Here is a 13581-nt window from a genome sequence, read left to right on the forward strand (position 1 = left end):
TCCTAATGTTTATGATTTAAAATGATCAGCAAATAATTCGCTAAGATATGGAATAAAATGCGGTGGGATATCATGCCCCATTCCATCAATTAATTCAAATTTAGCCCCTGGAATCGCTTTTGCAACGGCCTTGCCATGACTAGGAGGCAGCAATCGATCACGAGCACCATGAACCACCAGGGTCTCTTGCTTGATTTGCTTGTTCAGTTGCAGCAATGAACCTGTACATAATATTGCTAAAAACTGTTGAAGTACACCGGCAGGATAGTAACTTCGTTTATATAATTTACGTGCGGTCTGCACCGCTTCCAGATGATTGACATAACCTGGCGAACCGATGATGTTAAACAGTTTTAGACTATGATCTACAATACCATCTTCATCTGTTGAAGCCGGTTTGTCAATCAAACTAAAGAGTTGCTTGGGAAAGGGCGGTGGCAACAGCGGCTGATTGTTGCTGGTAAACAGTAAACCCAGTTTTTTGACTTTGTCCGGATAGCGTGCCGCCAGAATCTGGGCAATCATGCCACCCATGGATGCACCCAATACATCAACCTGATCCAGCCCCATTTTTTCAATCAGCAGACTGACATCTTCAGCCATATCATACAGGTCATAAGGTGCCCCCTGATTGCCCAGACCGAGCACAAAACGGCTCATCATTTTCAGGGTGTTCAAGCGTGGGCCCTTGTTATGGATTTTTGAAGACAGGCCAATATCGCGATTATCAAAACGTACCAGATGGAAACCTTGATCAATCAATGATTTACAAAAAAAGTCAGGCCAGTACAGTACCTGCGCACCTAGTCCCATAATCAGGAGCAGCGTAGGATGTTCCGGATTTCCGCCCACCTCGACATGTAATTCCACACCATTACCCAGATCAACTCTGGTTTCACGCATGAAAGAACTATATGGAGAAAGATTAAACTGTAATGCGCTGTGCATAATTGCTGTCCTAATTAAAGGATATTTTGTTTAAAAAATATCCTGAGTATTAAACCTCTAAACCACAGCAGGAATCAAGTCAGGAACCTGCTTGGTCAAAGACAGACGTTGTTTGCCCGCAGTTGCACCCAAGAGTACAAAGCCACGTAAAGTGCCGCTACCGTCGATGGCTTTGGCCAGCATGCCATCTTCCAGCTCTTCAGTTTCCCAGGTGACCTCAACATCGACTGGTGCAGGCAGGACAGTTAAAGGTGCAGCAGGCGTTTTCACTGCCACTGGCATAGCCGGATAATGTACAGCCGTATGTTCGCCATTCAGGGTTTTTGCCAGCGCGCGCGCCTGTTGCATGATGGGCATGACATAAGGCAATAAGGTACCATTCACTTCAGCACAGTCACCTACGGCATAAATATCGGCATGATTGGTTTCCAGTTGCGCCGTGGTTAAAATTCCACGACTGGTATGAACATCTGCCTGTTTGGCCAAAGAAATATTCGGCTGTAGACCTACCGCAGACAAAACCACATCAGCAACGAGAGACTGACCATTGGCCAGCATGACCAAATAGTCACCATTTTCAGCACGAGAGACCTTCTCGACCGTGGTGCCCAAGACGAAATGAATGCCGGTTTCTTCAAGGTTTTTCTGGAAGGCCGTTGCAACATGTTCAGGTAATAAACGGCCCAGCGGTTGAGGTGCCAGATCGATCACTGTGACCTGATGCTCGGTATTTTGCAGGTCATTGGCAAATTCGCAGCCAATCAGGCCTGCGCCTAAAATCACCACGCGTTTATCTTCACGTGCCGCCAGATTGCTGCGGAACGTCTTATAGTCACTTAAATTATTTACCACATGAATGTCATCACTGGCATCACCGGAAATGGCTAAACGTACCGGGTTGGCACCGACCGCCAAGACCAGTTTGGAGTAATTCTGGGTGCTTTCCTGACCATCTTTCTCAAGTACCAGCTGATGGTCTTCCGGATGAATGGCTTTGACCCAAGTCTGCTGTTCAATCCGCATATTCAGTTGTGCCGACATTTTTGCAGCATCGCCCAATGCAATCTGTTCAGGCGCTTTCTTGCCAACCAAAGCATTGGAAAGGGTAGGTTTGGCATAATTTATCGCATCATCCGCGCAAATCATCCGCAGTTCATGCTCTGGATTAAGTTTGCGAAATTCACGTGCTACAGCATAACCTGCCATACCTGAACCAATAATAACGATAGGATGCATAGTCGTTTCCATGCTGTAGGGCTCCATGCTGTTTTATATGAGGATAAAAAGGACATAAAAAAAGACCATATCGACATGGTCTTTAACTGGGCGTGCTCAGACTTCGATCATTTCGAAATCGACTTTAGACACGCCACAATCTGGACAGGTCCAGTCATCCGGGATATCTTCCCATTTGGTTCCCGCCACGATGCCGTCTTGAGGCCAACCTTCCGCCTCGTCATAAATCCATCCACAAACGATGCATTGATACTTTTTCATGTAACTCTCCAAAACTGAGCAAGTGTAACCGTCAGCTTAAAATCCATAAAATGGCAAGACTCTAAAAGAATATGACTTTTTAACAGTGAACATATTTGGCTAAATTTTTACGCAGTTCTATTCAGAAAGTAAAGTGAATAAAAGCTTAATCAGCGAAATTAGCAGCAGAATGACTTTGGGATTCAGTATTTCTCTGAAAATGAGTCAAATCGGCTTTGCTGGCAAATGCTGTGGAGTGATGAAGCGGCTGCTGTGGCAAAATTTAGCTTAAATGAGGCGTTATAGACCAAAGTCGTGCAGTAAAAACTGAGGTTTTTATATAATTTAGAATCAGTAAAGTCTGGATTAAATATTTTTATAATAAATGAATTTAATAAAATCAATAACTTGTGCTTAAATATTGAGTTTTTATTATACAGCTCGGCTTGTTCATTGGCTGGAAATAGGTTTAAAATTCGCATATTCCTTTTCTTTTTTTAAGATCTCCCATGAGCAATTTATCTACTTCTTTGTGGTCTCACATTCGTACGGTCCAAGATTTTCCAAAACCAGGAATTTGCTTTTATGATTTGACCCCACTTTTCATGAGCAATATTGGTCCATTGACTGATGCCCTGATTGCCAGCATTCCTGCTGACAAACTGGCAGAAGTAGAAAGCTTTATCGCAGTGGAAGCGCGTGGTTTTGTGTTGGCAAGCCTGTTGGCACAACGTACCGGAAAAGGTTTGTTATTGGTGCGTAAAGCAGGAAAATTGCCGCCTCCAGTCGTGGGTGTCGGTTATAGCCTGGAATATGGTCTGGATCGTTTAGAAATGTCTGCGGAAGTTCAGTCTCAGAAAGTCATCATTGTTGATGATGTTCTGGCAACAGGCGGAACTTTAAAAGCGGTAAATGAATTGGCACTCAAATGTCAGCATGAAGTACTAGGTGCAAGTATCTTTCTTGATCTTCCTGATTTGCATGCTGAATTAGGTCTGGATATCTGGTCAGTACTGGATGATAAATCCCAGCCTGAAGCTGCAGTAGCCTAAGCTTAAAGCATATAAAGAAGCCCCGGATATTGGGGCTTTTTTATTGTCGGATAAAATGATATTCGATTTCCTGAATCAGCTCGTTCACCTGTTCTGGGTGTTCCAGACGATGATGTCCGCCATCAACTGCCTGAATCTGCATATAATCTTCCAGCTGTGCCTGAACCGCATGCATATCCAGAATTTCATCGCCCAGTTCTAGATAGGCAAACTGCGGAATATCATGCTGTAAATCGCCATGACAAATTGCCGGATAATCATCTCTGAAATTGGGTTGCAAAATGGGATTCGCCACCACACAGGGAAGGTGATAAGCCTGCGACATTTTCAGTGCCCAATAGCCGCCAAGATTATGACCCACCAGAATATCCGGTTTGATGGTTTCAATCATCTCATGATAAAAACTGGCGACCGAATTATAGCTCAGATTACGATAATCGACATCAATACAATATTTATGCACGACATCAATTGCATGAAACTTGGTGGATTCTCTGGAGGAATCTAAGCCATGTAAAAACAAAATCTTAGACATAATCTTACTCATTTTTATGGGGCATGCCATATTGGTATTTATTGATTGGCACATCATCTTCAATCTGAGCATCATTGTAGAACGTGTGGACATTCAAGGCAGTTAGCTATTGGTCTAAGCCAGCATTTTTCTGTGCAGTAATTTGCTCTACCTCATCACACACTAGGACTTTCATCTAAGTAATCGCATAATCGGCTCCAAATCGAGCTGAATTGTATTGGTAGAGTGGATTAGATTGACGGGATAAGGTTGGGAAAATGCCGAGATAGTGGATTTTTCCAAAGAAAAGCCGCTTCCTGAGAGTGTTTAAGCTACGATTCGGGTAGGATTTCTGCTATCCTATGCAACTTCTATTTTTTAACTAATCTTATTCGAGGCAGAGATGACGCAAACTAACGCTCAATCGACTTCTGAACAAATCATTTCCGAAAACGATTTAATTGCACAGCGTCATGCCAAGTTAAAGCAAATCGAAGCTCAGGCACAAGAAACTGGTAAAAGCCCATGGCCAAATACCTTTAAGCGTGAGCATTATGCCCAAGATTTACAAGACCAGTTCGCTGATAAATCTAAAGAAGAAATTGAAGCAGGCGAAAAGGTCTACGTCAAAGTTGCCGGTCGTGTGATGTTAAACCGTGGTTCATTTATTGTGATCCAGGACATGACAGGTCGTATTCAGCTTTATGTCGCCCGTAAAGAACTCGCTGCAGATGTACTTGCGACCATCAAAGGTCTAGACCTTGGCGACATTATTGCAATCGAAGGTTATATCGGTCGTTCAGGCAAAGGCGATCTGTATGTACACATCGAACATTTTGAATTATTAACCAAATCATTGCGTCCGCTGCCAGACAAGTTCCACGGTCTGAATGATACTGAAGTGAAGTATCGTAAACGTTATCTTGATCTGATCGTGAACGAAGAAACCCGTAAAACGTTTGAAATTCGTGCCAAAGTGGTTGCAGGTATTCGTGCCTTCCTGACTGAAAAACGTTATATGGAAGTTGAAACGCCAATGATGCATGTGATCCCAGGCGGTGCTTCTGCGCGTCCGTTTGAAACGCATCATAATGCACTAGATATGCCATTGTTCTTGCGTATTGCGCCAGAGCTTTATTTAAAACGTTTGGTGGTGGGTGGTTTTGAACGTGTGTTCGAAATTAACCGTAACTTCCGTAACGAAGGGGTATCTACGCGTCACAACCCAGAATTCACCATGATTGAATTCTATCAAGCCTATGCAGATTATAAAGATCTGATGGAATTGACCGAGCAGATGCTGGAAAAACTGGCGCTGGATATCTTGGGTTCGACCGATGTACCTTATGGTGATGAAGTGTATAGCTTCAAAGGGCCATTCAAGAAAATTTCAATGTTTGATGCAATTCTGGAAAATAACCCGCAATTTACTCCGGAAAATGTCAATGACCGTGAGTTCCTGGCAAAATTCCTTCAAGAAGAATTGAAAGAGCAAGTGAAGCCAGGTTTTGGTCTGGGTAAACTGCAAACGATTGTGTTTGAAGAAACAGTTGAAACCAAACTGCGTCAACCAACATTCATTACGGAATATCCAGCGGAAACTTCTCCATTGGCACGTCGTAATGATGATAATCCGCACATCACCGACCGTTTTGAATTCTTTATTGGTGGTCGTGAACTGGCAAATGGCTTCTCGGAATTAAATGATCCAATCGACCAGGCGGAACGTTTCCAGGCACAGGTTGCGGAAAAAGATGCGGGTGATGATGAAGCGATGCATTATGATGCAGACTTTGTAGAAGCACTGGAATATGGCCTACCGCCAACAGCCGGTGAAGGTATTGGTATTGACCGTCTGGTGATGATCTTTGCTAATGCAGCAAGTATCCGTGATGTGATCTTGTTCCCGCATATGCGTCATAAAAATGCATAAGTGCTGAATTTTAGAAAACCCGCTTAGGCGGGTTTTTTTATGCTTTAAATCGCTATACTAAAAAATTAAAGACAAAAAAAACGCAATGATTGGGGTGATCATTGCGTAGAAAAAGGAATGTTTTTTTCAAACTACATCAAGATTAACTGTGGAGAGAGTTAAATCTGATTCCTTACTGTATGTAGCTATATTACGACCCGATAAGGCTTGACTCAGCAGTATTCATGTTAATAGATGTTAATTAAGGTTAAAACTATGGAGATTCTATGGGCGAGTTTGCTGCTTTATCGTGCATAAACACCTCGCAATAAAAAAGCCCTTCATATGAAGAGCTTTAGGTGATCAGTTTATGTTAGAAACGGAATACACCTAAACCGGTTTTCACTTCATCTAAAGTCGCCTGGGTAATATCACAACATTTATCTGTTCCGGTCTTTAAAATATCCATAATATAGTCAGGGTCTTTAGCCAGTTCAATACGGCGCTCACGGATTGGACCGATCAGTTCTTTGAGAATGCCTTCCAGACGTTTTTTCACCGTACCATCGCCCAAGCCACCGCGACGATAATGAGCTTTGAGTTCTTCCAGTTCTTCTTTATTTGGATCAAAGGCGTCCAGATAAGTGAATACTACATTGCCTTCAACCTGACCTGGGTCTTCCACACGAAGATGATTCGGATCGGTATACATGGCGTTGACGGCTTTTTTAATATCTTTATCTGTCGCATCCAGCACAATGGTATTGCCCAAAGATTTTGACATTTTCGCCTTGCCATCAAAACCAGGAAGGCGGCCGACATTAGACAGTAGCGCTTTACATTCTGGTAACAGGTCATGACCGATTTGACGGTTCAGACGACGCACGATTTCATTGGTCTGTTCGATCATTGGAATCTGATCTTCACCCACAGGAACAACAGTGGCCTTGAATGCCGTAATGTCTGCTGCCTGAGCCACCGGGTAGCATAAGAAACCCGCTGGAATATCGCGCTCAAAACCACGCATCTGGATTTCAGATTTAATGGTCGGGTTACGCTCTAAACGTGACACCGTCACGAAATTGAGGTAAAGCATCGTCAGTTCGTTTAAGGCAGGTAAACATGACTGAACACAAATTGTAGTTTTAGTTGGATCAATACCGACAGCCAGATAATCCGTTGCCACTTCAATAATGTTACGACGTACTTTTTCAAAATTATCGGCATTATCGGTGAGTGCTTGAGCATCAGCAAGTAACAAGTGTTGATGGTGAGAATCTTGCAGGCCTACACGAGAGCGTAATGAACCGACAAAGTGGCCGAGGTGAAGTTGTCCGGTAGGACGGTCGCCCGTCAAGATCACTGGACGATTATCTTGATTACTCATTATTTATTCCAAAGGGTAGTCAGTACTACAGCTGTATTTTAACGAATGGCAATATTGTACGGTATTCTGTTTTTGATTGTCAGCCAGAAAAAAAGCTGTATTAAAAAAATCTTATTAATTAAACAAGTGAATACAATATTTTTAAGAATTTTGATTAAAATAAACTGAAATATGATAAGGATAATAAGTATGGCGAGCAGTTTATTACTATTATTAGATGATATTGCGACGGTCTTGGATGATGTGGCTGTGATGAGCAAAATGGCAGCCAAAAAAACAGCAGGCGTCCTCGGTGATGATCTGGCTTTAAATGCACAGCAAGTGTCAGGCGTACGGGCAGATCGTGAATTACCAGTAGTCTGGAAAGTGGCCAAAGGTTCTTTTGTCAATAAGCTGATTTTAGTGCCGCTGGCCTTGTTAATCAGCTTTATTGCCGGCTGGCTGATTAACCCCTTATTGGTGCTGGGTGGTTTGTTTCTGTGTTATGAAGGCGTGGAAAAAATCGTACACACCTTGTATACACCGAAGGCCAAGGATGCTGAACAGGCCCGTGAGCAACTGATCCAGACTGAAACAGATTTGCACCAGTTTGAAAATGAAAAAGTCAAAGGCGCGATTCGCACCGACTTTATCCTTTCGGCTGAAATTATCGTGATTACCTTGGGGACGGTGGCAGCAGCCTCTATGCTGACCAAAGTTACCGTTTTAAGCCTGATCGCGATCGTGATGACCATCGGGGTCTATGGTTTTGTTGCCCTGATTGTCAAACTGGATGATATCGGTCTGCATCTGACCGAGCAGCAGTCCGATTTTAAACAACAAATAGGACGCGGCTTGTTGGCATTTGCCCCGATTCTGATGAAAATTTTATCAGTTGTTGGAACTGCTGCGATGTTCCTGGTCGGTGGGGGAATTATTAATCATGCTATTCCTGTTATTCACCACTTTACTGAAGATAGTGTTAGCTATGTACAGGATATTCCCAGTATCGGAAATATTGTAGGTGCCCTGACACCGACCTTGATTAATTTCGCCGTGGGAATTTTAGCGGGTCTGCTGGTGATGCTGGTCATCAGCCTGATTAAAAAAATCTGGCCCAAATCATCAAAAGCTTAAGATGCAAAAATATCTGCAAATTGAGCAGATGAAGAAAAGGAAAAAACTATGCGTTGGAAAGGTCGTCGTGTCAGTAGTAATGTAGAAGACCGTCGCGGTGGTGGTGCCAAAGCTGGCGGAATCAGTATTATTGGGTTGATTGTGGCTTTTGTGGCCTGGAAATTCTTCGGCGTCGATCCACAGCAAGCTTATCAAACCACCAAACAGGTCACCCAAGGCGTATCGGGTACGGCGGAAACACGGGGGCTGGAAAATCCGACACCGGAACAGCAGGAGTCGATTGATTTTGTCGGCACCGTACTGGCAGATACTGAAGATACCTGGACTCAGGTGTTTCAGCAGCAGTTAAATCAGCAGTATGTTCCCCCGAAACTGGTTTTGTTCAATGGCATTGTGAATTCGGGTTGTGGTACGGCTCAGGCGGCGATGGGACCTTTCTACTGTCCGGCAGACCAGAAAGTTTATATCGATACCGCATTCTTTAAAGATATGCGTACTCAGATGGGGATTAGTGGGGAACAGAATGCCACCGAGCTCTCCCGTAATGATCAGGCCGGAGATTTTGCGCAGGCTTATGTGGTGGCCCATGAAGTAGGTCATCATATCCAGACGATTTTGGGGATTTCCTCTCAAGTACAGCAGGCACGTCAGCAGGCAAGCGAGGTACAGAGTAACCAGCTTTCAGTGCGCCAAGAATTGCAGGCAGACTGTCTGGCTGGAGTCTGGGCCTACCATAATCATCAGCGCACCCAGTTTCTAGAACAGGGAGATGTGCAGGAAGCTATGGATGCCGCACATAAAATTGGTGATGACTATTTACAGAAACGTGCTCGCGGGCAGGTGGTACCGGACAGCTTTACCCATGGCAGCAGTGCGCAGCGCGTACAGTGGTTTAATACCGGCTTGAAATCGGGTCAGGTTTCGAATTGCGATACCTTTAACCAAAATATTTAGCTTGTTTCCAGATAAAAAAGGAGCAGGTGCCACTGCTTCTCATCATTTTAACTTTGGTTATAGTTTGAATCTATGACGTCATGAAATCCTGCTTTTGACAGGTCAAAAGCAGGCAAAAGTCTTTTGTTCGCCATACACAACATGCTTGTCGTGATGGCTAAGGTGTGACCTCCTTGTCACACTCGCATCTCCAAAATCTACTTAATTCAATTGTGGGGCACCTGTGGAGCAGGCAATCCTTTTTTATTTATGCAGAAAACGCCGGAAATTTCTTAATATCTTGATACTGACAAATAAGGCGGCCAAAGCAAATAAGGCAATGGCAAAGACCGTATATTTGAGATTGTTGATGTCATTTTGATAGAACTGCTGCATATCATGGTTGGTATATTCGAGAGCCGTGACTTTGCCAGTCCGGCTATCTCTAAATTGAATTTTTTCAATATAAAACAGATTTCCCGCTTTAATTAGGTGGACGCTCTGGATTTGACGGGTATGTGATTGATTGTCCTCATCACTACATAAAGCACTGTAATGCTCACAATTGATTTTGGCCACATAACCATTTCCTGCAATCAGAATAAAAATGGCATTGTCCGGTCGCTGGTTATTAGATACCAAAACATACTGTTCGCCAGTTGTACTTTTCAAGGGAATACGGGTTGCCTGCTGATAATGCTGTTCTGCCTGCAGAATCTCCTGAATTTTAGCGAAGCAGGTAAAACATAAGGATAAGGTGATCAGAAAAATCACGCTCGCAAAACAAAGACGAAAAATGGTTTTGACAGTTTGGTGCATGGGAGAAAAATTCAAAATAGAAAGATGGGAAAGCAAAAGCCGAGTGCTGATCTGTATGTTAAATCATCATTCGGAAATACTGAAAAGAAACTTAACTCAATTCGATAAAAAGAGGATTAAACTTGTTTTGCTAGAATGCCTTTTTACTAATGCTCTGCTATTCAAATCTCTATTTTGACCATGCCGCTCGGCGCATATTGCTCCATCTCGCCCGACTTTAGGAAACCGAATGGGAAATTTCTTTTTTCTTCAGCTACTCACGGTGGTCTTTGCACTTTCCATTGCCACCACTATGTTTAATAAGCGTGTTTTAGGTTTTCCGCAAGCGATCGGTGTTCCGATTGTTTCGGCCATCTTTGTTTTTATTTTGCAATGGGGCGCCAGTTTATTACAAGGTAATCCATTCTTTAGTATTAATATTGACAATATCGAGCAGGCTGTTCGTAATATCGATTTTTATGACTTTCTGATCAATGGGGTGATCTGCTTTATTCTGACCTCATCTGCACTGAAGTTTAAGGTTTCAGATTTACGTAATCATTGGCGACCGATTGGTATTTTGGCAAGTTTAGCGTTGGTCTTTTGCGCGGTGTTCTTTGGTGCAGTTTTATATGGCTATCAGTTCCTGATTGGTAATCATGTGGATTTACTGGTGTTGTTATTACTTGGTGCGGCTTTGGGGGCGACTGATCCGATCGGCATTAAAGGTGTATTGAGTTCAGTTCGCGCACCGCATCATCTGATTGTCAAGCTGGAAGGCGAATCGTTATTTAATGATGCCATGTGTATCGCCTTATTTATGACCTTGCTCAATGTTCTGCAAGGCGAAAACTTTACGGTACTGGCTGTCATGCAAACTTTATTGTATGAGATTGTGGTGGCCGTACTGATTGGTCTGGGATTTGGCTTTGCAATATTAAGAATTTTGCGTGGCAAGCATGAAATGGAGTCACTGATTCTGACCACTGCTTTATTGGCATGTGGCTCTTATCTTATTGCTTTATTGGCCCATGCTTCAGCACCGATTGCCTGTGTCATTGGTGGCTTAATTGTCGGTAATAAATGGAAAGAAATTCTGGCCGATGCCGATATTGGTGACGTGAACCATTTCTGGCATACGGTTGAAGGGATTATTAACTCCTTCCTGTTTACTCTGATTGGCTTGGAGTTGTTTATTCTTGACCTGAGTACCAGTCTGGTCTTGGGCGGGATTGTGGCATTTATTATTTTACATTTAGCGCGCTTTGCTGCCAATCACTTGGCATTTGCCATGTTCCCCAAAATACGCCGAAAAAGCTATAACGGCAGTTTAACGATTTTGTCCTGGGGCGGTGTGCGTGGCGGGATTTCCCTGGCGCTTATTCTGGCGGTGGCCAATATTCCTCAGCTAGAGGCTTATAGCAGTATCTTGGTGGGCTATACCTTTATTGTGGTGCTCTTGTCGGGTCTGGTGTGTGGTCTGGGCTTACCTGCAGTGATGAATGCTTTTTACTATAATCCCGAGGAAGACACACAGGGCTTTAAAGGCTGGTACCAGCGTATGTGCCACAAGCTGAACCGTAAGGGTTTTCAATATATTGTCGGAGAAGATGTCAAAGGAAATGAAACCATCACTATTTTTCAGCCAGAGATTCTGATTGATCAGAAAGATATCGATGGTGTTGCTACCGTACATCATCCAGACAAAGTTCAAGAGGTAAAACGGCTGGAAAATCCAGATAATTTCTAAAGATAAAATCCAGAAGATAAAGCGCTACTGGATTATGTTTAATAGTGAAATGAGATTGTTTGAATCAGGCTTGCTCATTTTCTTATAGCTGTTAATAGGGGGATCAGGGCGTGATCTTTTATTTACAGGTACTATTGAACAGATGAAATGCAGCAAGACAAGTTCAGCCAGTCAGGAAATGGCAGAGATGATTTTGACTGTGGTCAGTCAGATCCCTTATGCAAAAGTTGCAACCTATGGGCAGATTGCCAGACTGGCCGGTTTACCTCAACATGCACGTTTAGTGGGTCGGGTTTTAAGTCATCTGGAAGAAAATACCGACATTCCCTGGTATCGGGTGATCAATGCACAAGCTAAAATCAGTCTGAACAAGCTTGATTCATCTGGCCAGAATATTCAGCAACAAAAGCTGATACAGGAAGGGATTGTACTTGACGGTGATCGTGTGGATTTAAAACGCTATCAGTGGGATGGTTGGGTCTAGATATAAAAAATCCCCGCTTTTAGAAAGTGGGGATTTTAAGTTTGATGCACGGATTACTTGCGAATAACCATCACTGGAATATCGGCCTGACCTAGAATGCTTTGAGCTACGCTGCCCAGGAACAGTTTCTTGAAGCCAGTACGGCCATGTGAACCAATTATGATCAGGTCAGAATTTAAATCTTTCGCTGCTTTGACAATCTCGCTATAAATCACCTGGCCTTCAAGTAGCTGGGTATCTACTTCAACACCTGCACCAGAGAATTTTGCTTTGGCTTCATCCAGAGTTTTTAAGATCGAGGTGCGGGCACGTTCAATCAGGTCGTTGGTTTGCGCTGCAGAGATATATTCCGCAGCAATATAAGGGTCGAGTGTCAGTACCTGTACCACTGTCACTTTACTGTTAAATGCTTTGGCAACTTCGACTGCTTTATCAACGGCAGCATAAGATGTTTCCGAACCGTCAATAGGGACTAAAATATGTTCAAAAGGCATTAGAATTCTCCTGTTGGGAATTAAGTGTTATAAAAATGATGACACGTTAAACCGAGTACGAATAGTTGTTTATACTTTGATCATAGCCTGTATTGTATAAAAATAAAACCAAGTAAATACATAGGTATAATGTCTAATAGATTAAACAGTTAAGCGCAGGTTTCTGAGTTTTAAGTTTCATGGTTTATTGATTTTAAATAATTGAATTATATGAATTTACAGGAATATTCAAGCTGATTGTCAATCACATTGAATGGATGCCGGGTCCAATTTGATTTGTGGTGCCAGTTGTTCATATTGATTTAAAATCGAATGCGTCTCAGGTGCGAAAATTTGTTGTTGCAGTTGCTGGATTTTATGTTCGTTCACATGCAAACGTGCACAATAGAATGCAATCTGATTTTCTTTGGCAATGGCCAGTCGTTGAGTCTGATCATATTCCGGATAACGCTTGATTTGCTGTTGAGCCCGACTTAATTGCGCCAAGGTGCGTTTCTGTTGCATGCTCATGAATTGTTGATGATTAATCCACTGTGCCACATCGCGACGTACTCCATTATAGTTGACAAAAATAGGAGAAATCACTTGGCAGGCGGTGATTGCTAAAGTGCTGAGCAAAAGAATCAGTATGTTAATTTTGTACATCGGTGAAAGCTCCAAGCATTAAAGTTCTTCATAAGAATATGTGAAATACCAAATAAAAAATCTAATATTGTT

General features: G+C 42.9%; 14 protein-coding genes. 6 read left to right on the forward strand and 8 right to left on the reverse strand.

The features are described from left to right. Positions 1–9: 9 nt before the first annotated feature. From estB to rubA, 3 genes are all read right to left on the reverse strand, one after another. Positions 10–948: an esterase EstB gene (gene estB, locus FTV30_RS09780; protein ID WP_100357259.1), complete on the reverse strand. Its 939-nt coding sequence runs from the start codon at positions 946–948 to the stop codon at positions 10–12. A 57-nt stretch (positions 949–1005) separates the two neighbouring features. Further along, positions 1006–2184, reverse strand: a complete 1179-nt coding sequence (gene rubB / locus FTV30_RS09785; protein ID WP_100328821.1) for a rubredoxin reductase RubB — start codon at positions 2182–2184, stop codon at positions 1006–1008. Positions 2185–2280: 96 nt separating this feature from the next. Beyond that, positions 2281–2445: a rubredoxin RubA gene (gene rubA / locus FTV30_RS09790; RefSeq protein ID WP_005096258.1), complete on the reverse strand. Its 165-nt coding sequence runs from the start codon at positions 2443–2445 to the stop codon at positions 2281–2283. A 488-nt stretch (positions 2446–2933) separates the two neighbouring features. Between rubA and FTV30_RS09795 the strand changes: the two genes are divergently transcribed. Next, positions 2934–3476 carry an adenine phosphoribosyltransferase gene (locus FTV30_RS09795; RefSeq protein ID WP_005096259.1) on the forward strand — a complete coding sequence of 181 codons (543 nt, stop codon included), beginning with the start codon at positions 2934–2936 and terminating at the stop codon, positions 3474–3476. A gap of 40 nt (positions 3477–3516) precedes the next feature. On the opposite strand, the gene FTV30_RS09800 is transcribed toward FTV30_RS09795, so the two are convergent. Next, the gene (locus FTV30_RS09800) at positions 3517–4011 is read right to left on the reverse strand and encodes a YqiA/YcfP family alpha/beta fold hydrolase (protein ID WP_180001518.1); all 495 of its coding nucleotides are present in this window, start codon (positions 4009–4011) and stop codon (positions 3517–3519) included. A 382-nt stretch (positions 4012–4393) separates the two neighbouring features. Between FTV30_RS09800 and lysS the strand changes: the two genes are divergently transcribed. Continuing rightward, on the forward strand, positions 4394–5923 hold the full coding sequence (gene lysS, locus FTV30_RS09805) for a lysine--tRNA ligase (RefSeq protein ID WP_005172002.1): 1530 nt from the start codon (positions 4394–4396) through the stop codon (positions 5921–5923). 352 nt (positions 5924–6275) lie between these two features. On the opposite strand, the gene trpS is transcribed toward lysS, so the two are convergent. Further along, complete coding sequence (trpS, locus tag FTV30_RS09810) at positions 6276–7289, reverse strand: tryptophan--tRNA ligase (RefSeq protein ID WP_180001519.1); 1014 nt, start codon at positions 7287–7289, stop codon at positions 6276–6278. A gap of 189 nt (positions 7290–7478) precedes the next feature. On the opposite strand from trpS, the gene FTV30_RS09815 reads away from it, so the two are divergent. Together FTV30_RS09815 and FTV30_RS09820 are read left to right on the forward strand one after the other, a co-directional pair. Next, positions 7479–8405, forward strand: a complete 927-nt coding sequence (locus FTV30_RS09815) for a DUF808 domain-containing protein (protein WP_086044017.1) — start codon at positions 7479–7481, stop codon at positions 8403–8405. Positions 8406–8453: 48 nt separating this feature from the next. Then, positions 8454–9359, forward strand: coding sequence for a neutral zinc metallopeptidase (locus FTV30_RS09820; RefSeq protein WP_100534416.1), 906 nt, complete (start codon positions 8454–8456; stop codon positions 9357–9359). 243 nt (positions 9360–9602) lie between these two features. Here the strand turns inward: FTV30_RS09820 and FTV30_RS09825 are convergent, their stop codons facing one another. Continuing rightward, positions 9603–10157, reverse strand: coding sequence for a hypothetical protein (locus tag FTV30_RS09825; RefSeq protein WP_005171992.1), 555 nt, complete (start codon positions 10155–10157; stop codon positions 9603–9605). 229 nt (positions 10158–10386) lie between these two features. On the opposite strand from FTV30_RS09825, the gene FTV30_RS09830 reads away from it, so the two are divergent. Continuing rightward, positions 10387–11886, forward strand: a complete 1500-nt coding sequence (locus FTV30_RS09830) for a sodium:proton antiporter (protein WP_005171990.1) — start codon at positions 10387–10389, stop codon at positions 11884–11886. 187 nt (positions 11887–12073) lie between these two features. After that, a complete protein-coding gene (locus FTV30_RS09835) occupies positions 12074–12370 on the forward strand; it encodes an MGMT family protein (protein WP_005096272.1) in 297 nt (98 codons plus the stop codon). Between the two features lie 53 nt (positions 12371–12423). Here the strand turns inward: FTV30_RS09835 and FTV30_RS09840 are convergent, their stop codons facing one another. Next, positions 12424–12864: a universal stress protein gene (locus tag FTV30_RS09840; protein ID WP_005096273.1), complete on the reverse strand. Its 441-nt coding sequence runs from the start codon at positions 12862–12864 to the stop codon at positions 12424–12426. A gap of 240 nt (positions 12865–13104) precedes the next feature. Further along, positions 13105–13509 (reverse strand): hypothetical protein, encoded by a 405-nt coding sequence (locus FTV30_RS09845; protein ID WP_005096274.1) that lies wholly within the window; start codon positions 13507–13509, stop codon positions 13105–13107. Positions 13510–13581 lie beyond the last annotated feature (72 nt).

It is taken from the genome of Acinetobacter sp. YH12255, from assembly GCF_013417355.1.
Classification (GTDB): Bacteria; Pseudomonadota; Gammaproteobacteria; order Pseudomonadales; family Moraxellaceae; genus Acinetobacter; species Acinetobacter pseudolwoffii.